General features: G+C 32.4%; 24 protein-coding genes. 17 read left to right on the top strand and 7 right to left on the bottom strand.

Annotated features, from left to right (window positions below):
- The 3 genes from KO493_RS13120 to KO493_RS13130 are packed head-to-tail and all read right to left on the bottom strand — an operon-like array spanning position 1 to position 2,067.
- Positions 1-612, bottom strand: coding sequence for an HAD family hydrolase (locus KO493_RS13120; protein WP_216068421.1), 612 nt, complete (start codon positions 610-612; stop codon positions 1-3).
- On the bottom strand, positions 605-1,609 hold the full coding sequence (ribD, locus tag KO493_RS13125) for a bifunctional diaminohydroxyphosphoribosylaminopyrimidine deaminase/5-amino-6-(5-phosphoribosylamino)uracil reductase RibD (protein WP_216068422.1): 1,005 nt from the start codon (positions 1,607-1,609) through the stop codon (positions 605-607). Before ribD ends, KO493_RS13120 begins: the two co-directional genes overlap by 8 nt.
- A gap of 2 nt (positions 1,610-1,611) precedes the next feature.
- Entirely contained in the window at positions 1,612-2,067 is a 456-nt protein-coding gene (locus KO493_RS13130; protein WP_216068423.1) for an LEA type 2 family protein, read from the bottom strand.
- 53 nt (positions 2,068-2,120) lie between these two features.
- On the opposite strand from KO493_RS13130, the gene KO493_RS13135 reads away from it, so the two are divergent.
- The 4 genes from KO493_RS13135 (at position 2,121) to KO493_RS13150 (ending at position 6,265) form a co-directional block, all read left to right on the top strand.
- Positions 2,121-2,618 (top strand): GNAT family N-acetyltransferase, encoded by a 498-nt coding sequence (locus KO493_RS13135; RefSeq protein ID WP_216068424.1) that lies wholly within the window; start codon positions 2,121-2,123, stop codon positions 2,616-2,618.
- The gene (gene prmC, locus KO493_RS13140) at positions 2,609-3,454 is read left to right on the top strand and encodes a peptide chain release factor N(5)-glutamine methyltransferase (protein WP_216068425.1); all 846 of its coding nucleotides are present in this window, start codon (positions 2,609-2,611) and stop codon (positions 3,452-3,454) included. The genes KO493_RS13135 and prmC overlap by 10 nt, the downstream gene beginning before the upstream one ends.
- Positions 3,454-5,457 carry an NAD-dependent DNA ligase LigA gene (gene ligA / locus KO493_RS13145; protein WP_216068426.1) on the top strand — a complete coding sequence of 668 codons (2,004 nt, stop codon included), beginning with the start codon at positions 3,454-3,456 and terminating at the stop codon, positions 5,455-5,457. The genes prmC and ligA overlap by 1 nt, the downstream gene beginning before the upstream one ends.
- 82 nt (positions 5,458-5,539) lie before the next feature.
- Positions 5,540-6,265 carry an FUSC family protein gene (locus tag KO493_RS13150; protein ID WP_216068427.1) on the top strand — a complete coding sequence of 242 codons (726 nt, stop codon included), beginning with the start codon at positions 5,540-5,542 and terminating at the stop codon, positions 6,263-6,265.
- Between the two features lie 24 nt (positions 6,266-6,289).
- Here the strand turns inward: KO493_RS13150 and KO493_RS13155 are convergent, their stop codons facing one another.
- Positions 6,290-7,207: a bifunctional metallophosphatase/5'-nucleotidase gene (locus tag KO493_RS13155; protein ID WP_216068428.1), complete on the bottom strand. Its 918-nt coding sequence runs from the start codon at positions 7,205-7,207 to the stop codon at positions 6,290-6,292.
- 3 nt (positions 7,208-7,210) lie between these two features.
- Positions 7,211-7,969 (bottom strand): 5'-nucleotidase C-terminal domain-containing protein, encoded by a 759-nt coding sequence (locus tag KO493_RS13160; RefSeq protein WP_216068429.1) that lies wholly within the window; start codon positions 7,967-7,969, stop codon positions 7,211-7,213.
- 58 nt (positions 7,970-8,027) lie between these two features.
- Here KO493_RS13160 and KO493_RS13165 point away from each other — a divergent pair, with 58 nt between their 5' ends.
- From KO493_RS13165 to KO493_RS13225, 13 genes are all read left to right on the top strand, one after another.
- Positions 8,028-8,549: a DUF6913 domain-containing protein gene (locus KO493_RS13165; protein WP_216068430.1), complete on the top strand. Its 522-nt coding sequence runs from the start codon at positions 8,028-8,030 to the stop codon at positions 8,547-8,549.
- Between the two features lie 3 nt (positions 8,550-8,552).
- The gene (gene dapA / locus KO493_RS13170; protein WP_216068431.1) at positions 8,553-9,431 is read left to right on the top strand and encodes a 4-hydroxy-tetrahydrodipicolinate synthase; all 879 of its coding nucleotides are present in this window, start codon (positions 8,553-8,555) and stop codon (positions 9,429-9,431) included.
- 118 nt (positions 9,432-9,549) lie between these two features.
- Complete coding sequence (locus KO493_RS13175) at positions 9,550-10,350, top strand: outer membrane protein assembly factor BamD (RefSeq protein WP_216068432.1); 801 nt, start codon at positions 9,550-9,552, stop codon at positions 10,348-10,350.
- Between the two features lie 12 nt (positions 10,351-10,362).
- Positions 10,363-10,692, top strand: a complete 330-nt coding sequence (locus KO493_RS13180; protein ID WP_150940403.1) for a DNA-directed RNA polymerase subunit omega — start codon at positions 10,363-10,365, stop codon at positions 10,690-10,692.
- A 9-nt stretch (positions 10,693-10,701) separates the two neighbouring features.
- Positions 10,702-11,907, top strand: coding sequence for a bifunctional phosphopantothenoylcysteine decarboxylase/phosphopantothenate--cysteine ligase CoaBC (gene coaBC, locus KO493_RS13185; protein ID WP_216068433.1), 1,206 nt, complete (start codon positions 10,702-10,704; stop codon positions 11,905-11,907).
- Positions 11,907-12,794, top strand: coding sequence for a DUF4835 family protein (locus KO493_RS13190; protein ID WP_216068434.1), 888 nt, complete (start codon positions 11,907-11,909; stop codon positions 12,792-12,794). The genes coaBC and KO493_RS13190 overlap by 1 nt, the downstream gene beginning before the upstream one ends.
- Positions 12,795-12,860: 66 nt before the next feature.
- A complete protein-coding gene (gene recN / locus KO493_RS13195) occupies positions 12,861-14,513 on the top strand; it encodes a DNA repair protein RecN (RefSeq protein WP_216068435.1) in 1,653 nt (550 codons plus the stop codon).
- 49 nt (positions 14,514-14,562) lie between these two features.
- Entirely contained in the window at positions 14,563-15,384 is an 822-nt protein-coding gene (locus KO493_RS13200) for an enoyl-ACP reductase FabI (protein WP_216068436.1), read from the top strand.
- Positions 15,385-15,527: 143 nt separating this feature from the next.
- Positions 15,528-16,529 (top strand): glycosyltransferase, encoded by a 1,002-nt coding sequence (locus tag KO493_RS13205; RefSeq protein ID WP_216068437.1) that lies wholly within the window; start codon positions 15,528-15,530, stop codon positions 16,527-16,529.
- A gap of 1 nt (position 16,530) precedes the next feature.
- The gene (locus KO493_RS13210) at positions 16,531-17,490 is read left to right on the top strand and encodes a YbbR-like domain-containing protein (RefSeq protein WP_216068438.1); all 960 of its coding nucleotides are present in this window, start codon (positions 16,531-16,533) and stop codon (positions 17,488-17,490) included.
- Entirely contained in the window at positions 17,487-18,077 is a 591-nt protein-coding gene (coaE, locus tag KO493_RS13215) for a dephospho-CoA kinase (RefSeq protein ID WP_216068439.1), read from the top strand. Before KO493_RS13210 ends, coaE begins: the two co-directional genes overlap by 4 nt.
- A gap of 62 nt (positions 18,078-18,139) precedes the next feature.
- A complete protein-coding gene (locus KO493_RS13220) occupies positions 18,140-19,708 on the top strand; it encodes a sensor histidine kinase (RefSeq protein WP_252723231.1) in 1,569 nt (522 codons plus the stop codon).
- 4 nt (positions 19,709-19,712) lie between these two features.
- Positions 19,713-20,417, top strand: a complete 705-nt coding sequence (locus KO493_RS13225) for a response regulator transcription factor (protein WP_216068440.1) — start codon at positions 19,713-19,715, stop codon at positions 20,415-20,417.
- 257 nt (positions 20,418-20,674) lie between these two features.
- Here KO493_RS13225 and KO493_RS13230 read toward each other — a convergent pair whose 3' ends face one another.
- Both KO493_RS13230 and KO493_RS13235 read right to left on the bottom strand, forming a co-directional pair.
- Positions 20,675-20,815, bottom strand: a complete 141-nt coding sequence (locus KO493_RS13230; RefSeq protein WP_216068520.1) for a hypothetical protein — start codon at positions 20,813-20,815, stop codon at positions 20,675-20,677.
- A gap of 100 nt (positions 20,816-20,915) precedes the next feature.
- Entirely contained in the window at positions 20,916-24,782 is a 3,867-nt protein-coding gene (locus KO493_RS13235; protein ID WP_216068441.1) for a two-component regulator propeller domain-containing protein, read from the bottom strand.
- Positions 24,783-24,852 lie beyond the last annotated feature (70 nt).

Raw genomic sequence — 24,852 nt, forward strand, 5'->3', positions numbered from 1 at the left:
TTAAAATAAGTTGCTTTTTGTTTCAAATAGTGTGCAAACGTCTTCGCTTTCTGGGTTTATATGCCAAGTTTTAAAATTTAGAGCATCCGCACTAATAATATTATCTTTATTGTCGTCTATAAAAAGACATTCTTCAGCTTTAAGGTTGTTTTCTTCTAAAACAAATTCGAAAATGTCATAATTTGGTTTTGCTAAATTGATTTCGTGAGAAAGATAAAATTTATCAAAACAGTTTTTAAATTCATCAAAAAAGTTAACCTGTGCCTTAATGTGTTCTATGTGAAGTTCGTTAGTATTGCTTAGTAGAATGATTTTGTATTTTGAAGTTGCTTTTAATTCTTTTAAAAACTCCAAACGCTTTGGCGGAAAATGTTTCAACATGTAGTTCCAAACATCTTTAATTTCCTCTTTTGAGAGTTTTGGGAAATTTTCAGCATAAAAATCTAAAAATTCATCTGTGGAAATGAGTCCTTGTTCGTAGAAACTATTGAAGGCTTGAATTTCTTCTGAAAAAGTATCAATTTCAAGAGTTTCAAAAGCATATTGTTGTGATCCTGGAATATCTAGATTAATAAATACGTTTCCAAAGTCGAATATAATGGTTTTAATCATTGGTGTAAATTTTAAGTGTATCTGTCGATATTTTTTCTTCGGAAATTATTGTTCCTGATAATTGTGGTGCTTTCGTTCCGTTGATAAAATTGATGTTTCCTTTGAAAACTCTAGCTTCATCCCAGAGGTTTTCATTTATAAAAGTTTGTAAAGTTTTAGCTCCACCTTCAATGATAACGGAGTTGATTTGTTTTTCAAATAATAGTTCGCAAATTTGCTTAGCTATAGGTTTATTGAAGTCGATGTTTTTACTCGTGATTGTTATGGATTCAGCTTGATTATTAAATATCGAAAGTGTTTTTGGAAGTTTTTCATTACGATCAATCACTATTCTAATTGGGTTGTTTCCTGTCCAATCTCTAACTGTTAAACTAGGATTATCATCTAAGGCGGTATTTGTGCCTATTAAAATGGCTTGCTCTTCGGTACGCCATTTGTGAACCAATTGTCTTGAGTATGGCGTTGTGATCCAAACGGGCTTTTGTTCATCTTTTTTTTCTGGTGATAAAAAACCGTTTTCAGTTTCTGCCCATTTTAAAATAATGTAAGGGCGTTTTTTGTTATGAAATGTAAAAAAGCGTTTATGATGATTTTTGCATTCCTTCTCTAAAACACCTACTGTCACTTGGCATCCGGCATCTTTTAATTTAGCAATGCCTTTACCTGAAACATGCTCATTGTCGTCAATACAGCCAATAACCACATTAGGGATTTCGGTTTTAATGATCAAATCACTGCAAGGTGGTGTTTTTCCGTAATGCGAACACGGTTCTAAAGTCACATAAATGGTAGACTCTTTTAAAAGTGCTTTGTTCACAACAGAATTTATCGCATTAACTTCGGCATGATTTCCTCCGTAGTTACTTGTGAATCCTTCTCCAATTATTTTATTATTGTGTACAATAATGGCGCCTACTGTTGGGTTAGGTCGCGTGCTTCCTAAACCGTTTTTAGCAATGTTAATACAGCGATTTATGTAGTATTCGTTGGTGGTCAATACTATAATTTTATTTTTATGTGTTCGGTTTTATCAATATTATAAGTTTTCGAAAAACCTAAGACTTTGTATTCGATATTGCCTATGTATTGCACTTTTAAATCTTTAGTAAGTAGGCTACCTATTATGCTTGTAAGGTTTCTGCCTTTTAGTAAACTGTCTGTAGGTATGGTTGTGGTTAGTGGAATAGTGAAATCTTTTTTAGCAGGCACATCAAAAGTTGCCGCTTTTACGGTTGCAACTTTATTGTCGTTTACATAAACGATTAAGTCGTTTGTAATGAGTTTTCCTCCAATGTTATTAGGGTTTTTAAATAATGCTTTAGCGTTTATGGTAATTTGTTTTTTAGAGTATTCTTCTATTTTGATGTGTTCAACGCCTAGAAATTCTGGTTGCTCTCTAACAGCACAACTAATTAACGCAAGTAATATTGTTGATAAGATTATAAGCTTTTTCATTTTATTTTTTTGTGATTTGGCGTATCTTCACTAATTCAAAAACCCGCATTAAAGTGAGTAAAGATACTATAGTTATTCGAGAAATTGAAGCGAATGATAACTCTGTAATTGAGCAAGTTATTCGTTCTTGTTTTTATGAATTTGAAATTCCTTTAGAAGGAACGGCTTATACAGACCCTGATACACAAAATATGTTTGGGGCTTATCAAGGTGAAAAGGAGATTTATCTGGTTGTTGAGCTTAATGGAGAAGTGTTAGGAGGCTGTGGTATAAAGCCTTTAAAAGATTACGAAACCGAAATATGCGAAATACAGAAAATGTATTTTTCACCAAAGGTAAGAGGGAAAGGATTGGGGCGTACTTTAATTCAAAATTGTATAAAGAAAGCTCAAGATTTTGGTTATAAAAAATGCTATTTAGAGTCAGCTCCACAATTAAAAGCAGCCATTCGAATTTATGAAGATAATGGGTTTAAGCATTTGGATTCAGCTCTAGGGAATACTGGACACCACGCGTGTGGTATCTGGATGATAAAGGATTTATGCGATTAAAAGATATACAAAAGAAGTTTCATCAAGAACTGGATGCTATTTATGCAACCGAAGAAGTTAATAGTTTCTTTTATACCTTAATTGATGTGTTTTATAAGGTATCTCGAATTGACCTTGCTATGGATACCGAGTGGTCAATTGAAGATGATCGTGTTATTCAAAAAGCTTTAAAACAACTTAAAAAACATAAGCCAATCCAATATATTATTGGTGAGACCGAATTTTATGGTTTGACTTTTAAGGTGGATAAAAATGTTTTAATCCCACGTCCAGAAACAGAAGAATTGGTAGAATGGATTTTAAAGCATAATAATGAAAATGATAAAATTAATATTCTAGATATTGGAACGGGGAGTGGGTGTATAGCCATATCATTAGCGAAATATTTAAAAAATGCTAATGTTTATGCTTTAGATGTGAGTAAACCGGCATTACAAGTTGCTAAAAAAAATGCTGAATTAAATGCTGTTGATGTGACCTTTATTGAAGCAGATATATTAACAACCAAAAATGTCGAAGATTTAAAATTTGATATTATTGTTTCAAACCCGCCCTATGTTCGAGAAAAGGAACAAACACTTATGAAACCTAATGTTTTAGAAAATGAACCGCATTTGGCTTTGTTTGTTAAAGATGATAATGCACTTCAATTTTATAAAGCGATAACTGCGTTTTCGGTCGAAAATTTAGTAGATCAAGGTAAATTACTGTTTGAAATCAATGAGTTTTTGGGTAATGAAATGATTCGATTATTACAGAAACATGAGTTTTCTAATATTGAACTAAAACAAGATATCTTTAGAAAAGATAGAATGATAAAAGGCGTAAAGAATTAATGAATACAGTTGAACAAGAATTACAAAACCTGCGTGATGAATTAAACGCATTTAATTATAGTTATTACGTTTTAGATCAGAAAGAAATTTCAGATTACGATTTTGATTTAAAACTCAAAGCACTTCAAGAATTAGAATTAAAACATCCAGAATTTTTCGATCCCAATTCGCCAACACAACGTGTAGGTGGTGCCGTAACTAAGAACTTTGATACCATTGTTCATGAGCACCGCATGTATTCATTAGATAATTCTTATTCTAAAGAAGATTTACAAGATTGGGAAACTCGTGTTAAAAAGATGGTGGATGGTGATATTCAATACACCTGTGAATTAAAATACGATGGTGCTTCCATAAGTTTAACTTATGAGGGCGGCATATTGGTTAAAGCGGTAACGCGTGGTGATGGTTTTCAAGGTGACGATGTTACGGAAAATGTGAAAACCATTAAATCGGTGCCGTTAAAATTGAAAGGTGATTTTCCGCCTAAATTTGATATTCGAGGTGAAATTGTATTGCCTTTTGAAGGTTTTATTAAAATGAATGAAGAGCGGGTTGAAATAGGGGAAGAGCCTTATAGAAACCCGAGAAACACAGCCTCAGGGAGTTTAAAACTTCAAGATAGTGCAGAAGTTGCTAAACGTCCGTTAGAATGTTTGCTTTATAATATTACAGGATCTAAACTCAATATTAAATCTCAAATTGAAAGTTTAGAAAAAGCCAGATCATGGGGGTTTAAAGTACCAGATGCGGCGAAGCTGGCAAACTCGATTGATGAAGTTTTAGAGTTTGTAAACTATTGGGATGTAAAACGTCATAATTTACCTTACGAAACCGATGGGGTGGTTGTTAAAGTTAATAATTTACAACACCAAGAAGAATTGGGGTATACTGCTAAAGCACCACGCTGGGCAATGGCTTATAAATTTAAAGCCGAACAGGTTTCTACCAAATTAAATAGTATTACCTATCAAGTTGGTAGAACTGGAGCAATTACGCCAGTTGCGAATCTGGAGCCCGTGGAGTTAGCTGGGACAACTGTTAAGAGGGCTTCTTTGCATAATGCCGATCAAATTGAAAAATTAGATATAAGAGTTGGGGATGAAGTATACGTTGAAAAAGGAGGGGAGATAATTCCTAAAATTTTAGGTGTTGATTTAACTAAACGCCCGATAAATTCAGAACCTTCAAGATATATTACAAATTGTCCGGAATGTGAAACCGAACTGGTACGTCAGGAAGGTGAAGCTCAGCATTATTGTCCGAATTACAATGGGTGTAAACCTCAAGTTATAGGGCGCATTCAACATTTTATTTCTAGAAAAGCCATGGATATTGATGGTTTGGGAGGGGAAACCGTAGCGCTTTTAGTAAATGAAGGTTTAATTTCAAATTATTCAGATTTATATGAATTGACTAAAGCGCAGGTCATTCCGTTAGAGCGCATGGCAGAAAAGAGTGCCGATAATCTAGTACAGGGGATTGAGCAATCTAAAAATATTCCGTTTGAACGTGTACTGTTTGCCTTAGGAATTCGATTTGTTGGTGAAACTGTCGCTAAGAAATTAGCAAAACACTACAAGAATATTGATGCTATTATTGAAGCTTCCCAGGAAGACTTGGTTACTGTAGATGAAATCGGAATAAAAATAGCCGAAAGTGTAAGTTTGTTTTTTGCTTCAGAAGCAAATATTGATACTATAAACCGTTTAAAATCCTTTGGAGTTCAGTTGCAAATGTCTGAAGCGCAATTAGAAGGTCAAACTGAATTACTAAAAGGAGATATTGTTGTGGTTACTGGTGTGTTTGAAACCGTGTCAAGAAACGAGTTAAAAAAACTTATTGAAGATAATGGCGGCAAGGTGAGTAGTTCTATTTCATCAAAAACGAGTTATATCGTTGCTGGTTCGAACATGGGACCTAGTAAAAAAGATAAGGCTGAAAAATTGAGTGTCTTGTTGGTGAGTGAGCGTGAATTCTTGCAAAAACTAGGTTTTAATTAAGGTTTTTTCAGTTAAAGTGTTGTTATTTCGGGTATTCCGCATTGAATCTGTTATATTTGTTTTACAGTATAACTGATTTTTTATGTGGAAGACAAGGTTGTTAGCGATCCTAATATGTGTTGTTTACCTTTTATTTGTGTATTTTCAAGTGAAAGGCGGCGATGGCTTCTTGATGACTCTTTCTGAAGTGCTTCTCGTGCCTATGGTAGCTTTTGGTTATTTTGCTTTTGAGAAAAAAAAGACTTTTTACTTTTCTGGTTTTATATTGTTGTTTGCATTGTCGGAATTACTCGATTTATTTGTTGATTCTTTTAATTACGAAATGTATTACCTCTTTGGAAATGCATTATATATGGTTGGTTATACTTTTCTGTTGCTAGAAATTTTAAAATCAACTGATTTCAATTATTTATTGAAACGTTTTAAGGTGCATTTTATTGTTTTAATAGCTTTAGATATATATATGGTTTATGTACTACAATCTATAGTAGATCCATTTATAGATCAATCTTATAAGTATTATATGGAGATGTTTTATAATTTATTAATGGTTGTAGTCTTGTCTATTGCTCTATTAAATTATGTTCATAAGGAGAATAGAAAAGCCACATTCTTATTTCTCGGTTCTGTACTAATTGTTTTTTCAGAAGTTATTTGGACGGCCAATACATATATTGTAGATATTGATTTTTTGGGTATTATATCCAAAACATTAGCTTTGGCGGCCTTCTTTTGTTTTTACGTCCAAGTGCAATATTTAAATGAAGAAGGTAAGGATACCCGTGTAAAACTGGATAATAAGTATTGAAATTATTTGGGTGTATTTAATCCATTATACTGTAATAGAAACGCCGTTTGCAGATTTGTTCTTGTCATTGTCAAAATAAAAATCAATTCTTCCAACATTTATACCATAGCATCCCACTTGGTTTACTAGAGTGTTTTTTCCTGCTTTATTTTTCACCACAGTGGGTTTAGATAAAAAGGTATGGGTGTGCCCTCCAATAATTAAATCTATATTTTCAGTAGCTTTAGCTAATTTAATATCTGAGATTTTACTGCTATGCCCACCGTAATCGTACCCAAGATGTGATAAACAAATAACAAGGTCGCAACCTTTTTCTTTTTTTAAAAGTCGAGTCATTTCCTGGGTCATCTCTATGGGATCCAAGTACTTTGTTTCCTTAAAATTAGCAGGTGTTACTAATCCATTTAGTTCTATGCCTAAACCAAATACACCAATGGAGATACCTTCTTTTTTAAAAATTTTATAAGGTTTGGTGTGGGTATCCATTATGGTGTTAGAAAAATCGTAATTTGAAGCAATAAAATCAAATTCAGCATGGGGTAATTGCGCATAAAGTCCATCGATTCCATTATCATAATCATGATTACCTATTGTTGCAGCGTCGTACTTTAATTTGCTCATCAGTTTAAATTCTAGTTCACCACCATAATAATTAAAGTATGGCGTGCCTTGAAAAATATCACCGGCATCTAAGAGAAGGGTGTTCGGGTTTTCTTTTCTAATCGACTCAATTAATGTCGCACGCCTTGCGACCCCACCTTGGTTTGGGTTTCTTGGGTCATCTGGTGAAAAAGCGTCAATATGACTGTGTACATCATTAGTGTGTAATATGGTGATTTTTTTAGCGCTATTTGTTGTAGAGAACGATTGTAAACCTAAGCCACCCAATGAAATTAAGGCCGTTCCTACCGATGCTTGTTGTATAAAATCTCTGCGTTTCATGGTTTATTTTATTTGAATGAATCTGTCGTCTCTTTTTGGGTTTATTGTGTCGGTTTTCATAAAATAATCAATAAGCGTATTTCTTATTTTATAATCTAATGTATACAGGGTATCATTTGGTTTGAAAAACGTCATACCGTCCCCGCCTTGATATAAATAATCGTTGGTAGCTACGTAATACGTTTTATCAGAAATGATGATATTATCTTTTATTTTAGCTTCAACCAATGCATTGTTCTTGTTTATAACAATCTTTAATTTAGAAATCGGGTGGGCTTTTTTAGCTTTAACCAAATAATTCACCAAATCGTTAACTTGACTGCCTTTTATGGCGGTTACAATAATGCTATTTTCAAAGGGCATCATTTCAAAGGCGGTGCCTTTGGTAATGTCTCCTTTGGGTAAAATTGAACGAATACCTCCATAGTTTAGAATGACCATATCGATATGCTTACCTGTTCTTTTTAGGAAAACGGGATTGGCTTGTTCGTAGGCGATATCAGCCATTAAATTACCTATAGCGGTATTTAGTTCTCCGTCAGTTTTAGAGTAAGTGTTTGTAGAGTAAGATATAACACTGTCTAAATCCCTTTGAATATGATCGCGGTAAGGTGCGATAAAAGCGTCAAGCGAAGCGTCAATATTTAGAGAGTCAGTGACTTGAATCTGAATTCCTTCAATTTTTGAAAGTTCAACTTTACTGTTTTTGCAATTCAGAAAAACGAAAAAATATAACAAATAAATTAAATGTGTAAACCTCATTCTTAAATCTTAAATATTGAACGTACTTTTGCTACCTTTGCGCAAATTATAAAGATAAATGATTTTAAAGGTTTTTAAGGAAAAATCTATAAAAAAGCGCATTAATAAATTGTTATCTGAAAGAAAGGTGGCATCTGAAAATCATGTTGCAAAAACTTTTGGAGTTCTTGTTAATATAGACGAATTTGATAATGTGGCGTTATTTGATAAATTAGCTAAAGAAGCTGGTGTACAGCCTAATAATTTTAGAATCATAGCCTTTACAGAACAAAAAAAGGATGATTTAAATGTTTTTGATAATTGTTGTTCAGCCGAGGATTTCAATAGAAACGGACAAGTGAAAGATGCAGAATTAAAAGGGTTTTTGGATACTGATTTTGATGTGCTGATTAGCTATTATATGGAAGACATTTTAGAGTTGAAATTGTTAACTGTGCTTTCTAAGGCAAAATTTAAAATAGGAATTTTACAATCCGATGAACGGTTAAACGATTTAATTATTAAGACGAAATTAAAAGAATTTAGTGTATTTAAAACAGAGCTTTTTAAATACCTAAGGATATTAAATAAAATTAAGTAAAGAATGAATAGTAAGTTTCTAGGAACTGGAGTGGCATTGGTTACCCCTTTTAATGCCGATTTAAGTATAGATCATAACGCTTTAGCTAATATTGTCAATTATAATATTGATAACGGTACAGATTATCTTGTAATTTGTGGGACAACTGCAGAGAGTGCTACGCTAACCAAAGAAGAGAAAAAGCAAGTTATAACAACGATTTCTAAAGCAAACGGTGGGCGTCTACCTTTGGTTTTAGGTATTGGAGGTAATAACACGGCCGTAGTTATAGAAGAAATTAAAAACACAGATTTAAGCGATATTGATGCGATTTTATCTGTTACACCATATTATAGTAAACCGACTCAGGAAGGGATTTATCAGCACTTTAAAGCGATTTCAGAGGTTTGTCCTATTGATATTATTTTATACAATGTACCAGGAAGAACTTCAAAAAATACCGAGGCTGAGACAACCATTAGATTAGCAAACGATTTCAAAAATGTTATTGGTGTTAAGGAGGCAGGTAATAATATGTCTCAATATTATAATCTAATTAAAAATAAACCAGAAGATTTTTTAATAATTTCTGGAGATGACGATTTGGCTCTGGGTGTTGTGTTAGCTGGTGGAGCAGGTGTTATTTCTGTGATCGGACAAGGTTTTCCAAAGGAATTTTCTGAAATGATTCGTTTAGGGTTAAAAGGTGAGTCTAAGGAAGCCTTTAAACTTCATTTTAAATTGATTGAAGTTATCGGACTTATCTTTGAAGAGAATAATCCAGCGGGTATTAAAGGTGTTTTTGATGCTTTAGACTTATGTAGAGATACCGTAAGGTTACCTCTTGTGCCAGCTTCAGATGCTTTAAAAGCAAAGATAGCCACATTTGTAAATAACTATTAGTAGTGTTAAATATAACTTAAACCTTGTAATTGATGAGGTTAAGCAATTACTTTAGCTTTGAAATTATATTTTTAAAATCCATATTAATCACTTAATTTTGCATTCTGTTTAAAAATTTATGAACAAGCTTTTTTATTTATTAGTAGTATTCACAGTTTTAACGAGTTGTAGCGAATATCAAAAGACCTTGAAGGCGGAAGATATTTCCGATAAATTCAAAATGGGAGAAACGCTATATAATGCGGGCGAGTATAAAAAAGCTAATACGCTTTTTGCTCAAATCGTACCAAGTTATAGAGGGAAACCTCAAGCCGAAAAATTGATGTACCTGTATTCGAAATCATATTATAATATTAAGGATTACTATGTGGCAGGTTACCAGTTAGAGCGGTTTGCATCAAGTTACCCTAAAAGTGAAAAACTGGAAGAGGCTTCTTTTTTAAGTGCGAAAAGTTATTACATGCTATCACCAGTTTATAGTAAAGAGCAAAGTCAGACCACAGAATCGATTGAAAAACTTCAAGAGTTTATCAATTTGTTTCCAGAATCAGAGTATGTTTCAGAAGCTAACGCACTTACTAAAGAATTATCTGTTAAGTTAGAAAAGAAAGCTTTTGAAATAGCTAAACAATACAATACAATATCAGATTTTGAAGCGGCAATAAAGTCCTTTGATAATTTTATATTTGAAAACCCAGGATCAACATATCTAGAAGACGCTTATTATTATAAGTTCGATTCGGCTTATAAATTGGCCGTTAACAGTGTTGAAAGAAAGAAAAAATCGCGTTTAGAAACTGCGGAAGAATATTATATTGAGTTTAAAAAAGATTATGCCGATTCAAAATATCAGCAAGATGTTGAGGAAATGGCGGAAGAATTAAAAGAAGAATTAGAAAATTACAGCTCACAAAGTTAAATACAATTACAAATGGATTTAAAAAAAACCAACGCTCCGGTTAATACAATTACGTACGACAGAAATCAAATAGATGAGCCTACAGAAAACATCTACGAATCAATTTCTATTATTGCAAGACGTGCAGAGCAAATTAATACAGAGATTAAAAAAGAACTAATCGATAAGTTAGAAGAATTTGCTACTTACAATGATAGTCTTGAAGAAATCTTTGAAAACAAAGAGCAAATAGAGGTTTCCAAATTTTACGAAAAGTTACCTAAACCTCATGCGTTAGCTGTTCAAGAATGGTTAACTGATAAAATTTATTTTAGAAATACTGAGGAAGATTCTCAAGAATAATTTCTTTATATGAGTATATTAAGCGGCAAAAACATACTGTTAGGTATTACGGGTGGTATTGCCGCTTATAAAACAGCCTCACTTGTAAGGTTGTTTGTAAAATCTGGTGCAAACGTCAAGGTGGTTATGACCCCTGCTTCTAAAGAGTTTGTAACACCCTTAACATTATCGACACTTTCTAAAAACCCGGTCTATTCGTCTTTTACAAATGAGGATGAAGATACCGCCGTATGGAATAGTCATGTCGATTTAGGGCTTTGGGCAGATTTTTTAGTGGTAGCACCTGCTACGGCAAATACGCTTTCTAAAATGGCTAATGGTGTTTGCGACAATTTATTATTAGCTACCTATTTGTCTGCTAAATGTCCTGTGTATTATGCGCCCGCCATGGATTTGGACATGTATAAACACCCAACTACTGCACAATCTTTTGAGAAATTAAACGACTTTAAAAATATTATGATTCCCGCGACTAGTGGTGAGTTAGCCAGTGGTTTGGTTGGTGAGGGTCGAATGGCAGAGCCTGAAGATATTATCTGTTTTATTGAAAATGATATTTTAGGCAAATTACCCTTACGCGGAAAAAAAATACTTATTACAGCTGGTCCAACTTATGAGGCTATTGATCCTGTACGTTTTATAGGAAATCATTCTAGCGGAAAAATGGGCTTTGAGATTGCTAAAAGAGCCGCGAATTTAGGAGCAGAAGTCATTTTAGTTACAGGACAAACTTCACAAAACGTTTCACATGTATTAATAAAAGTTATTCCAGTGGTTAGTGGTCAAGACATGTATAACGCTGTTCATGATTATTTTGAATCTTCAGATGTGGCAATTCTTGCGGCAGCAGTGGCAGATTATAAACCCAAAGAAGTGGCTCTTGAGAAAATAAAAAAGCACAATGCTTCGTTAACATTAGAGTTGGAAAAAACTAAAGATATATTAGCGTCTTTAGGAGCCATTAAAAAACAACAATATTTAGTTGGTTTTGCTTTAGAAACTCATGATGAGATTGAAAATGCAAAAGGAAAATTAAAAAGAAAGAATTTAAATTTAATTGTTTTAAATTCGTTAAACGATAAAGGTGCTGGATTTAAGGGCGATACAAATAAAGTGACTTTTATTGATGACGAAAATAAAATCACGGCATTTGAATTGAAATCAAAGGCAGAAGTTGCTTCAGACTTATTAAATAAAATAATATCACATATTTAATGCGTAACCTACTCATTTTAGTATTACTTTTTTTAGGAATTCAAAGTTTTTCACAAGAACTAAATTGTAACGTTGTTGTGAACGCGCAGCAAACAGGAAATGAGAACTTTCCAATTTTTAAAACGCTAGAAAAACAAATTACAGAGTTTATTAATAATACAAAGTGGACTAGTAAAACTTATAAACCACAAGAACGCATTAATTGTAGTATGGTTATAAACCTGAACAATTATAGCGGAGAATCCTTCCAAGGCACTATTCAAGTTCAATCATCGCGACCAATTTATGGGTCTTCGTATAGCACGCCAGTATATAATTTTAACGATAAGGATTTTAACTTTAATTATTTAGAATTCCAAAATATTATATATAATCCTACGCAGTTTGAATCGAATTTAATATCTGTATTGGCATTTCATGTTTATATGGTTTTAGCTTTAGATGCGGATACCTTTTCAGAAAATGGGGGACAAGAATTTTATAAACAAGCACAAGTAATTACCAATTATTCACAACAGGGTAATTATAAAGGTTGGAAAGTTGAAGATGGTTTACAAAGTAGGTTCGCTCTAATTGATAATATTTTATCACCAACATTTAAGGAGTTTAGATCTGTACTATACGATTATCATAGAAAAGGATTGGATGAAATGCATTCTAATGTAAAGACTGGTAAAGCCGCCATTTCGACAAGTTTACTTGAATTTAAGGCGATGAATAACCGTCGTCCTAACTCATTTCTGTTGCGTGTGTTTTTTGATGCAAAATCAGATGAAATTGAAGATATATTCACAGAAGGACCAAACATTAATATTTTAGAATTAAAAGAAACGCTTCAAAAAGTGGCTCCCATGTATACTACTAAATGGCAAAGTATTAAATTTTAATTCTTCTCCTTTTTTAGTGCCATTTTGCTATATTTAATTTTTTGATTTTTAATACTACTAAAAGTTTTGCTTACATCTCTTTCAATAAAAAATTACGCATTAATCGACACCATGCAAGTCGATTTCAACAATGGATTTTCAATCATAACAGGTGAGACAGGTGCAGGGAAATCAATTTTATTAGGCGGTTTATCTCTTATTTTAGGGAAACGTGCCGATTTAAGTAGTCTAAAAGATGCTTCAGAAAAATGCATTATTGAAGCTGTGTTTGATGTTTCTAATTACAATTTAAAAGCGCTTTTTGAGGCTGAAGATTTCGATTATGATGCCATTACTATTATCCGAAGAGAGATTTTACCTTCTGGAAAATCAAGAGCTTTTGTTAATGATTCGCCAGTTAATTTAGCGAGTTTACAAATTTTGGGAGAACGATTAATCGATATTCATTCACAGCATCAAACCATGCAGTTAACGAGCAATGATTTTCAGTTTCAAGTTATTGACGCCCTAGCTAATAATGAAGACACTTTACAGGAATATAAGTTAGAATTGAAAGCCTATAAAAAGCTTCAAAAGCAATTGGATGAATTGTTAGTTTTTAAAGCTGAAGCCATTAAAGAACATGATTATAATTCATTTTTATTAAATGAATTAGTCGAAGCTAAATTGATTGAAGGTGAGTTAGAAACTTTAGAAGAAGAATACGAAACTTTAAACAATATAGAAGGGGTTAAAGAAAACCTTGCCGAAGCGCATCAATTATTAGAAGATGAGCAAATTGGGGTTATTTCATCGCTTACGTCTTTAAAAAATGTATTTCAAAAACTAGCAGGTTATTCTTCAAAATATAATGGTTTATTTGAACGCGCGAATAGTAGTTTAATAGAAATTGATGACCTTTTTGGTGAAGTGAACGACTATCAAGAAGGTTTGGAAGCAGACCCAAATAGGTTAGAAGTTGTAGATGCTAAGTTGAAAATGCTTCATAGTTTGATGCAAAAACATGTATCAACAACCATTTCTGAATTAATTATTATAAGAGATCAACTCGAAGCAAAAGTTTCAGTTACAGAAAATTTAGATGATACCATTCAGCAAAAAGAAAAAGAAATAGCTTCACAAAAAGCTGCACTAAATAAAATTGCCAAAAGTATCCATGAGAAACGTGTTGCTATTATACCTCAGTTAAAATCACAATTGGAAGCTATATTAAGCAGTTTAGGGATGCCTAACGCTCAATTTAAAATAGAAGCTAGTATTAGTAATGAATATTATGTTAACGGTAAAGATATACTAGACTTTTTATTTTCAGCAAATAAAGGCGGAAACTTTAATGAATTAAAAAAAGCAGCTTCGGGAGGAGAATTGTCTCGAATCATGCTGGCCATTAAATCTGTTCTAGCAAAATATATTCAATTACCAACCATGATGTTTGATGAGATCGATACCGGAGTGTCTGGAGAAATTTCTAATAAAATGGGTGATATCATGCTTGAAATGAGTAAATGCATGCAGGTATTTTCAATTACACATTTACCTCAAATTGCAGCAAAAGGACATTCGCATTTTAAAGTCTATAAAGAAGATGTAGGGAATCAAACACAAACGAATTTGATCAAGTTAAATCATGACGAGCGTATTGTTGAAATAGCGCAAATGCTAGGTGGTAAAGAAATGTCATCATCGGCGATTGCACATGCTAAAGAATTACTCAATTAATCACTATCTTTGTCGCCAAAATAATTTATAAAAACTAGAAACGAGATATATGTACAACTTATTAAAAGGAAAGAAAGGGATCATTTTTGGAGCATTAGACTCAAATTCAATTGCTTGGAAAACTGCAGAACGCGTTCATGAAGAAGGTGGTGAGTTTGTATTAACCAATGCGCCAGTTGCCATGCGAATGGGGCAAATTAATGAATTAGCCGAAAAAACTGGGGCTCAAATTATTCCTGCAGATGCTACATCTCTTGAAGACCTGCAAAACCTTGTAGATAAATCTATGGAAATTTTAGGAGGTAAAATTGATTTTGTTTTACACTCTATTGGAATGTCTATAAATGTTAGAAAAGGAAACCATTATACCAATCAAAATTACGATTTTACTCAAAAAGGAACAGATGTTTCGGCAATGTCCTTCCATAAAGTAATGCAGACTCTTTATAAGTCTGATGCTATGAATGAGTGGGGAAGTATCGTTGGTTTAAGCTATATGGCGGCACAACGCGTTTTTCCTGATTATAACGATATGGCCGATAATAAAGCCTATTTAGAAAGTATCGCTCGTAGTTTTGGCTATTTCTTCGGAAAAGAAAAAAACGTTAGAGTAAATACTATTTCGCAATCGCCTACACCAACAACTGCTGGTAGCGGGGTTAAAGGTTTTGATGGTTTTATTTCTTATGCCGATAAAATGTCGCCACTAGGAAATGCAACAGCTTTAGATTGTGCAAATTATACCGTGTCTTTATTTAGTGATTTAACAAAGCGTGTAACGTTACAAAATCTTTATAATGATGGAGGATTTAGTAACATGGGTGTAAGTACTGCAGTTATGGATGCTTTTGTAGAGAATGAATCGAAGTAAAAAATATATTTTTTAATGTAAGCCACCTTTATTGGTGGCTTTTTTGTTTGTAACACTTTCTGTAATTGAGTAGCCTTTTAAAATAGAAATAACTTAATCCATTATAAATATATATTTGATGCTGCTTTCTTTATTTTTGCAATATGACTCAGCAATATTCATTTGTAATTCCCGTGTATAACCGTCCAGATGAGATTCAAGAACTTTTAGAAAGTTTTGTAGAATTGGAGGGGAATATACCTTTTGAAATTGTTATTGTAGAAGACGGCTCAACATTATCTTCCGAGGCCGTTGTTAGAACCTTTCAAAATAGACTGAATATAGCTTACTACTTTAAGCAGAACTCAGGGCCCGGAGATTCTAGGAATTTCGGAATGCTAAAAGCTAAAGGCAATTATTTTGTAATTCTAGACTCTGATTGTATTTTGCCTAAACATTATTTAATTGAAGTTGAAAAGAGCTTGAAAACAGAATACGTGGATTGCTTTGGTGGTCCCGACGCGGCTCATGAGTCTTTTTCTAATCTCCAAAAGGCAATAAATTTCTCAATGACTTCCTTTATAACCACTGGAGGGATAAGAGGTAGAAAAGGGAGTGTTGATAAATTTCAACCGCGAAGTTTCAATATGGGGCTTTCAAAAGTAGCGTTTGAAGCCTCTAAAGGTTTTGGGAAAATTCACCCGGGAGAAGATCCTGATTTGTCGATTAGATTATGGAATTTAGGTTACAAAACCAAGCTAATCCCAGAAGCTTTCGTATATCACAAGCGCAGGATTTCATGGAAAAATTTTTATGTACAAGTTAATAAATTCGGACTCGTACGACCGATTCTGAATTTGTGGCATCCATCAACAAAAAAACTAACGTATTGGTTTCCTTTGGTGTTTAGTTTGGGCTTAGTATTAGCTATAATATTATGGTTTTTTAATATAAAATTCTTCATTGTATGGTATATGTTGTACTTTATTCTAGCCTTTATGTTAGCACTTATCAATTCAAAAAGTTTAATTGTTGCCATATTAGCCATACCGGCCATTATCATTCAGTTTTTCGGTTACGGTTATGGTTTTATTAAATCAACTTGGGCAGTTTCCGTTTTAGGTAAAAAACCTGAATTGTATTTCCCAAAATTATTTTTCAAATAACATGTTTAACAAGATAAGATCCAAAATACTAAGTTCTATTAAAAACAAAAGAATCAATGTGTTTCTTGTATTTCTACTGTCGGCGTTTGTTATTTTAATTATCTCGAAGCTTTCTAAAAGCTACACAGATACTATTCCTTTTGCAATTAGAAAGGTAAATATTCCGCAAGAATATGTGATTTTAGATGATTCTGTAAGTATGAATATCACTCTAAAAACTCATGGTTTTAGGTGGTTGAAGTATTACTTTTCAGACCCTAAGCTGACTGTAGACTTTACGAATGATGTGCATCAAGAAAAGGGTGTTTTTGTTTATAATAAAACCAAGTCTTTCTTAAAAAACACACAATTTGATAAGGAAGTGGAACTCTTGAATTTGGCTCCAGAAAGGATAACTTTTAGGTATGGTGTTAATTTGGTGAAAAAAGTGCCTGTTAGAATAAAAGCAGATGTTAATTATAGTCTGGGTTATAATGCTTCTACGTCTTTAGTTGTAGAACCAGATTCTGTGGTGGTGGTTGGAGCAGATATATTGGTTTCAAAAATTAATTATCTAGAAACTGAATCAAAACAAATTAACGATGTTAGGTTAAATATAGATGAACCCTTGCAATTAAACCTTCCAGAAAACAAATCTGATATAGATTTTTCAACTTCTACTGTTCGGTTAAAAGCAACAGTAGAAAAATTTACTGAAGGTACTTTAAAAATACCAGTACGTATAATAAATGCGCCCAAAAACAGTGTTATTAAATTTTTTCCAAAAGAAGTTAGTGTTTCATATTATGTAAGTTTATCTGATTTTGAACAGATCTCAAAAAAGGATTTTGAAGTGATTTGTGATTTTAACGATACCAGCGAAGATCAGACTTTTTTAATTCCAGAATTGATAAAGGCACCAAAGCTAGCCAAGTATTCCAAAATAAATCAGCAACGCGTAGAATTTATTATTTCAAAATGACTATAGTTGGACTTACAGGGGGCATAGGGAGTGGCAAAACAACAGTGGCCGAAATGTTTAAAGAGTTAGGCATTCCAGTCTATATTGCCGATGATGAGGCTAAAAAGCTCATGAATGAATCTTCCCTTGTAAAACAAGAATTAATTGAGTTATTTGGAGAAAAAGCGTATCTTAATGAAGGTTTAAATAAAGCATTTATTGCAAATATTATTTTTAATGACAAATCTTATTTGCAAAAGATGAATGCCATCGTGCATCCTAGAGTTGCTGCGCATTTTGAGGCATGGGCATTAAAGCAAAATGCAAGTTATGTTATAAAAGAAGTGGCAATTTTATTTGAAAATGGGGGAGATAAGGCTTGTAACTACGTGATTAGTGTAACCGCTCCACATGCCGTAAGAATAGAACGTGTTTTAAAACGGGATGAAACTACAGTTGAAAAAATTGAAGCCGTTATGAAAAATCAATGGACCGAAGAAAGGAAAATAAAACTTTCAAATTTCGTGGTTTTTAACACTCTTTTGGAGGAAACTAAAAGGCAAGTCTTAATTATTCATGAAGAAATATTAAGAAATCTTAAATTTTAACATTTTTGTTAATGTAAGGTTAAATGATAAGATTTTTAATGTTAAAATGTTAATTTTGGGCAATGAGTAAACGGATTTTTATCTTACTAATTATACTAATGAGTTTGTCCTTAATAGGTATAATTTCGATTCAGGCTTATTATATTAATGATTCTGTGAATAATGAAAGGAATCGTTTTAAATCTAATGTAGTAACGGTTTTAAATAACGTTTCGAACACAATAGAGGAAAATGAATTTGAAAAGTATTTTACAGAATATTTAAGTTTAGATAAAGAAAAGAAAGCCGATGCAGATGCTGTCTCTCAATTGTTGATTTATAGGAAAAACAACAGTACAGGGGAAGCATTAATTTATAAAAGTAATGTATTACAAAAAGACTTTAAATTGTCTTCATCGCTCTTTGATATTGGCCTAGATAGCCTGGATATTACCACTATTATTGGGAATTCAAGTACGGAAATTTATAGTAATTTGGAATCGGCAGATCGAGATTTGAAGAGTCCGATTTCAAAAATTATAAAGAGCGGTACCATCGATGAAGCTCAAAAATTAAGCTTTGAGAGAAATTTTAAAGAGGTGCTGAAAAGAAAGCCTGTTCATAAAAGAGTTTCTAAAGCAGAAATTAAAGAGCTGTTATCTGAAAAACTTCAAAAATATGGTATCGGTATCGATTTCGAATTTGCAATTTATGGTAATGATCTAGCAACAAAAGTACATAGTAGTAATTTTGAGTATCACAAAGATTCTACTTTTGGAGTGCCTATTTTTTACGATGAAAATAATCGTAGTTTATATAGATTGCTAGTAAATTTTCCTAATGACAGAAAGTTTATTTTATCTGGAGTTATAGGGATGATTTTTTTATCTATAATGTTTACTCTAATTATTATTTTGGCTTCAGGTTTAGCGCTTTACCAATTGGTAAAACAACGTAAAATATCGGAAATTAAAACCGATTTTATAAACAACATGACGCATGAGTTTAAAACGCCAATTGCCACTATAAATTTAGCATTAGATGCGATAAGGAATCCAAAGGTTATTGATGATCAAGAAAAGGTAGTGAGATACCTGTCGATGATTAAGGAAGAAAATAAAAGAATGCATGCTCAAGTTGAGAATGTATTAAGGATTTCTAAATTAGAGAAAAACGAACTTAATATAAATAAAGATAGAGTTGATTTACATGAACTCGTAGAAGATGCGATTACTCATGTTGAGTTAATTGTTGAAGATCGACAAGGTTACATAAAAACGTTTTTAAATGCTGAAAAAACATCGGTTTTGGCCAATGAAACACATTTTACAAACGTAATAGTTAATATGTTGGACAATGCGATAAAGTATTCTCCAGAAGCACCAAAAATAGAAGTGTATACAGAAAATGTAGGCACGAATGTTTTATTAAAAGTAAAAGATCACGGAAGCGGAATGAGTAAAGCGGCCGCAAAAAAAGTGTTTGAAAAATTTTATAGAGAACACACCGGAAATATTCATAACGTTAAAGGTCATGGTTTAGGTTTGGCCTATGTTAAAAGAATAGTAGAAGACCATCAAGGTCATGTATCAGTAGAAAGTGAAAAAGACAAAGGGAGCACATTCACCATAAAGCTTCCGTTAATATCGTAATATCATGGAAGAGCAAAAAAAGAGAATATTATTAGTTGAAGACGATCCAAATTTTGGAACCGTTCTTAAGGATTATTTAATGATGAATGATTACGAAGTAACTCATGCTAAAAATGGTATGGAAGGTTTCGAAAAGTTTAAAAAGGATGATTTTGATTTATGCATTCTAGATGTTATGATGCCTTACAAGGATGGCTTTACTTTAGCAAAGGAGATTAGAGAAAAAAACACCGATGTCCCTATTATTTTCTTAACTGCTAAAACGATGAAAGAAGACGTTTTAAAAGGTTATAAAGTTGGAGCAGATGATTATCTAAACAAACCTTTTGATAGTGAAGTTTTGCTTATGAAAATTAAGGCAATCATTCAACGAAAGGCAACGGAAACGATTTCAGATAGTAAGCAATTTGAGTTTAAAATTGGTGACTTCGATCTAAATTCTAAACTACGTTTTTTAAAGTTTAGAGGTGGAGATCCTGTGAAATTGTCGCCTAAAGAAAATGAATTATTACGTTTACTAGCTTTGCATGAAAACGATTTAATGCCTCGTGAATTGGCTCTAACTAAAATCTGGCGTGACGATAATTATTTCACTTCACGTAGTATGGATGTTTATATCGCAAAATTGCGTAAGTACTTGAAATTGGATGAAAAAGTTGAAATACTTAATATTCATGGGGAAGGTTTCAGGTTGGTGGTAAACAGCTAAAAAAATCAAATTTATTTAATAAAAAAAATCCAGCTTTACGCTGGATTTTTTGTTGGGTGACATAACTTAAATGTAGGTTCTTAAATCTATATTTTGTGAGAGACAAGAATCAAAGAATTATACACGCGTGACTTAAAAAAGTACGTATTAATGATGAATTTGGGCTTCAATCTAGATAATAGCATGTATTGAATGTGTTAAATATTTTGATGTTTTTCGGTTAAATCTATGTGTTAATAATACATCTGTATTGTATGCTATTTGGATATTTTTATCGATTTCACCACTTTGTTGTCTAATAAAATTTTAAGTGCATATTTACCTTTTCTTAAGTGGTCAATGCTCATGAAAATCACGACTTCCTTTTCAATTTGCTTGGCTTTGTTCATTTTATTCATATCTATATGGTAAAATTAAAAGGAATTCAAAAGAATGGATACCAGATATGTTTCAATTAATCAAAGATATGTTTCAAGGGGATATTTTGTTGATTTATTTTTATCTGGAGGAAAATTCATTAGGGGTACAATTATATAACGCTTTGAAGCATTTTATAAAGTAGGAAGGTGTATTAAAACCAACCTGGTAACCTATTTCAGAAACTGTTGCATCCGATTTTGTAAGTAAATCTTTGGCTAACTTTAAACGTTGTAAACGAATAAATTCACTTGTTGTACAACCAGATATGGCCTTAAGTTTCCTATGAAGTTGCGTGCGACTCATGGTCATATGTTCAGCAAATAGTTCGCTATTAAATTTGGAGTTTGTAATATGTGTATCAATAATCGATTGAAGTCGATTTAAAAAATCGGCTTCTGTCGAAGTAATGGCTAGTTTAGGGTTAATACGTAATGTTTTATTAAAATGTTTATGGATTTGTTTTCTGTTTTCGATTAAATTTTCAACAATTATTTTGAGTTTTTCAGAATTAAAAGGTTTAGTGACATAGGCGTCGGCTCCAGTTTTTAAACCTTGAATTTCATTTTGATCTCCTACTTTAGCAGTTAATAGAATTACAGGGATATGACTCGTTATAGCATTGGTTTTAATGGAGTCACAAAGTTTTATACCGTTACTTACAGGCATCATTATATCACTAATAACGATATCAGGATTAAATTCTAGTACTTTCTTAAGACCTTCTTCTCCATTACTGGCTTGATAAATTTGATAGGCATCACTAAATAACATCTTTATGAAATCAAGAATATCTTCTTCATCTTCAACAATTAGTAATTGTGGTTTTGCTTTTGATGTTTTAGGGCTAATTTCATACTGAAGCAATGAATCTATAGGTTTTTCTATAGCCATTGAGCTAATAATTTCATCCGGGTTAAATGCATTTTCAATAATAGGGAGAGAAACTGAAAATTGAATATGATTATTTCCTAGATTATTTGCGACAATAGTACCTTTAGATAGGGTTACGAGATCGCGTACTAAGGCCAAGCCAACACCTACGCCATCAGACATTTCGTTATCTTGATAAAACCGTTGAAAAAGTTTGCTTAAATCTTTTCCTTCAACATGATTGCTTGTATTTATAATAGATAATACTAAAAATCCTTCTTGTCTTCTAGCTTCAAAAATAATGGCACTATTACCTGTGGTATATTTAATAGCATTAGAGAATAAGTTTGCACATATTTTTTCAATAATATCAGGATCAAACCATGCGTTGTTTATGTGATCAATTTTCGAGTTTATTTTTAAATCCTTTTTGTTGGCACTGTACTGAAAAGCATTTACAAGCTGTTTTAGTAAAAGACTCAAATTGCCTTGTGATACTTTTAACTTTATTTGTCCAGATTCAATCATGGAAAGATTAAGCATTTGATTCACGAGGTTTAAGAGTCTGTTCGCATTTTGTTTAACTAAATTGAGTTCCTTTTTATCCTTACTAGATAAATTTGTTTTGTTTAATTGATTATCTACAGGACCTAATATTAGAGTTAACGGAGTGCGAATTTCGTGGGAAATATTGGTGTAAAGTTGCGTTTTATATTCGTCTAATTTTTTTAAACGATTGGTTTCTGCATTTTCAAAATTTAATTGGAGTTTCATATTCCAACGTAGTTTGGCATAGTAGTAAATGATGTAACATAGTAGAATAAATATTATATTATATAAAAGTATGGCGTAACCATTTAAGTACCAGGGTTTTTTTATTTCAAAACGATATCGAGCAGGTTCATTATTCCACACACCGTCATAATTGCTAGAAATAACTTCAAAGGTGTAATGTTCTGGTGGCAAGTTTGTGTAATGAGCTATATTGATGTTTTTTGAATCAACCCAATCTTCATCATGATTATTTAGCTTGTATTTAAAAGTACTTTTTTCTGGTAAAGAAAAATGGAGACTCGAAAATGTAAATGTTATGGTGTTTTCATTATGTTTTAATTGATCATTTTTAACCATTTCACGATTTTCAGAAAAAACTTCAAAGGATGAAATTATGGTTTTCGGTTTTACGGCATTATAAGTGATTTGCTCTGGATTGAACCAGTTAATGCCTTCTAATCCTCCGAAAATTAAGGTGCCATCTTCAGATTTATGGTAAGCCCCCGTATTGAATTCAGTGCCTTGTAAACCAGCATCGGCACTAAAATTTTCAAATGCATCTGTTTTTTTTGATGGCGTGAATTTAGAAATACCATTATTGGTGCTTAACCATAAATTGTGATTGTTGTCTGGTAAAACTCCATAAACCACTTGGTTGGGGAGCCCGTCTTGTTGGGTGTAAACCAGGGCTTTATTGTTTGCCGTATTATATTTTATTAACCCCGAACCATTAGTACCTACCCAAAGGGTGTCACCTTGGATTAATAGGGACTTTATCTTGTAATTTAATTTTGAAATTTTATTAGCTTGGTTTGTTTTGTAATTTAAACGATAAACACCAGCGTTATCTGCACCTAACCACAGTATGCTATCATTTTGCTTAACTAATGCACGTATATTATTTGTAGGAAGGTTTGAATTACTTTGGTTATAAGTTTTTATGATACCTTTATTTTTTTCATATAGTAAAAGTCCATGCTGTTCAGTGCTTAGCCAACGTTTATCACGGGTTTCTGCAACTATATTCCAAATAGTAAGATCTGGTAAATTAGGGGGACTAATAAAATCTCCTGAAGCGTTTAAAATGTTAAGACCATTTACTTGATGCCCTATCCACAGTTCTTTGTCAAAATAATTGAGGCTAATAATTCTGTTTGTTAAAAGGGAAGAGTTTTTGGTGGTAAAAGTTTTGTAGGTATTATGTTTTAAATTAAAACGTGTCAGACCCGAGCTATAAGTTCCTATCCAAATATTATTTTTGGAATCGTCACAAAGCGATCTTACCATATCGACATTTGTGGTTTTAGGTACTTGATTATTAGTTAAAATATTAAATTTGATTAGATATTCGTCATAATAATTAGCTCCAGTACCATCAGATCCACACCAAATTACTCCAGTGTTATCCTCAAATAAGGATAGCATGTCATTATACTGAATGGCAAATGGATTAGGCTTATTTGCTGTAAAATTCTTAACTTCCTGTGTTTCTTTATTTATTACGTAAATGCCAGACCCGTAAGTAGCTACCCATAAAAGGTTTTTACGATCAACTAATAAGTCTTCAATATTTAAGTCATTTGGTAGTTTGTTATGCCGAAATTTTTGAAATTCATTTGATTGTGGCGTTTTATAAAACAAACCATCTCCATAGGAGCCTAGCCAAATAGTACCATCTTTTGAAACCTCTAATGTGCTGTAATTGGTTGATTTGCTATTTTTTATGGTTGTTTTTTTTAAGATTGATTTATTTGAATAACTAAAGACACCTTCTGAGGTTGCCAGAAATAAATCTGATTCGGTTTCTAAAAAACTGTAAACCGTATGGTTTATTATTAGTGCGTCTAGTATTTGTGTGGTTTTGTTTGTTTTAAAATCTAACTTTAAAACACCGTGATTATATGTGCCTAGATAGATATTTAATTGTTTATCTTGGTAAATGGAACAGATTTCAAATGGTGTTTTAATAGGAGTGAAATCATCTAATTTGGGGTTATAACGTTCTAATTGTCCGCCATGGGTGATTATCCAAAGTCTGTTTTGCTTGTCTATATAAACCAGGCCTAATTTGCTAAATGTAGATCTTGTAATATTTTCAAACTGTTTCTTATAGTGCTTAAATTTTCTTCCGTCGTACTTATTTAAACCATCTTGAGTAGCCATCCAAAGGTAGCCAATACTATCTTGAGCAATACTTATAACACAGTTTTGGGATAAACCATCTTCAATAGTGAGTGTTTTAAAAGCGAATTGCTTTTGAAGTGAATTTTTATTGGCTGTATCTTGGCATATCCCATTCATGGAATACAGTATAGTGTATACTAAAATATAGCATGGAATTTTAGTATGTGGTATTGCTAAATTCAATAGT

Source organism: Pseudotamlana agarivorans (assembly GCF_018860245.1).
Lineage (GTDB): Bacteria > Bacteroidota > Bacteroidia > Flavobacteriales > Flavobacteriaceae > Pseudotamlana > Pseudotamlana agarivorans_A.

Bases quoted from the DNA above. Each gene is read 5' to 3' on its own strand.
- KO493_RS13120 (WP_216068421.1), bottom strand. From the start codon at position 612: ATGATTAAAACCATTATATTCGACTTTGGAAACGTATTTATTAATCTA.
- KO493_RS13130 (WP_216068423.1), bottom strand. From the start codon at position 2,067: ATGAAAAAGCTTATAATCTTATCAACAATATTACTTGCGTTAATTAGT.
- prmC (WP_216068425.1), top strand. From the start codon at position 2,609: ATGCGATTAAAAGATATACAAAAGAAGTTTCATCAAGAACTGGATGCT.
- ligA (WP_216068426.1), top strand. From the start codon at position 3,454: ATGAATACAGTTGAACAAGAATTACAAAACCTGCGTGATGAATTAAAC.
- KO493_RS13150 (WP_216068427.1), top strand. From the start codon at position 5,540: ATGTGGAAGACAAGGTTGTTAGCGATCCTAATATGTGTTGTTTACCTT.
- KO493_RS13155 (WP_216068428.1), bottom strand. From the start codon at position 7,207: ATGAAACGCAGAGATTTTATACAACAAGCATCGGTAGGAACGGCCTTA.
- KO493_RS13160 (WP_216068429.1), bottom strand. From the start codon at position 7,969: ATGAGGTTTACACATTTAATTTATTTGTTATATTTTTTCGTTTTTCTG.
- KO493_RS13165 (WP_216068430.1), top strand. From the start codon at position 8,028: ATGATTTTAAAGGTTTTTAAGGAAAAATCTATAAAAAAGCGCATTAAT.
- dapA (WP_216068431.1), top strand. From the start codon at position 8,553: ATGAATAGTAAGTTTCTAGGAACTGGAGTGGCATTGGTTACCCCTTTT.
- KO493_RS13175 (WP_216068432.1), top strand. From the start codon at position 9,550: ATGAACAAGCTTTTTTATTTATTAGTAGTATTCACAGTTTTAACGAGT.
- KO493_RS13180 (WP_150940403.1), top strand. From the start codon at position 10,363: ATGGATTTAAAAAAAACCAACGCTCCGGTTAATACAATTACGTACGAC.
- coaBC (WP_216068433.1), top strand. From the start codon at position 10,702: ATGAGTATATTAAGCGGCAAAAACATACTGTTAGGTATTACGGGTGGT.
- KO493_RS13190 (WP_216068434.1), top strand. From the start codon at position 11,907: ATGCGTAACCTACTCATTTTAGTATTACTTTTTTTAGGAATTCAAAGT.
- KO493_RS13200 (WP_216068436.1), top strand. From the start codon at position 14,563: ATGTACAACTTATTAAAAGGAAAGAAAGGGATCATTTTTGGAGCATTA.
- KO493_RS13205 (WP_216068437.1), top strand. From the start codon at position 15,528: ATGACTCAGCAATATTCATTTGTAATTCCCGTGTATAACCGTCCAGAT.
- KO493_RS13210 (WP_216068438.1), top strand. From the start codon at position 16,531: ATGTTTAACAAGATAAGATCCAAAATACTAAGTTCTATTAAAAACAAA.
- coaE (WP_216068439.1), top strand. From the start codon at position 17,487: ATGACTATAGTTGGACTTACAGGGGGCATAGGGAGTGGCAAAACAACA.
- KO493_RS13220 (WP_252723231.1), top strand. From the start codon at position 18,140: ATGAGTAAACGGATTTTTATCTTACTAATTATACTAATGAGTTTGTCC.
- KO493_RS13225 (WP_216068440.1), top strand. From the start codon at position 19,713: ATGGAAGAGCAAAAAAAGAGAATATTATTAGTTGAAGACGATCCAAAT.
- KO493_RS13230 (WP_216068520.1), bottom strand. From the start codon at position 20,815: ATGAATAAAATGAACAAAGCCAAGCAAATTGAAAAGGAAGTCGTGATT.
- KO493_RS13235 (WP_216068441.1), bottom strand. From the start codon at position 24,782: ATGAATGGGATATGCCAAGATACAGCCAATAAAAATTCACTTCAAAAG.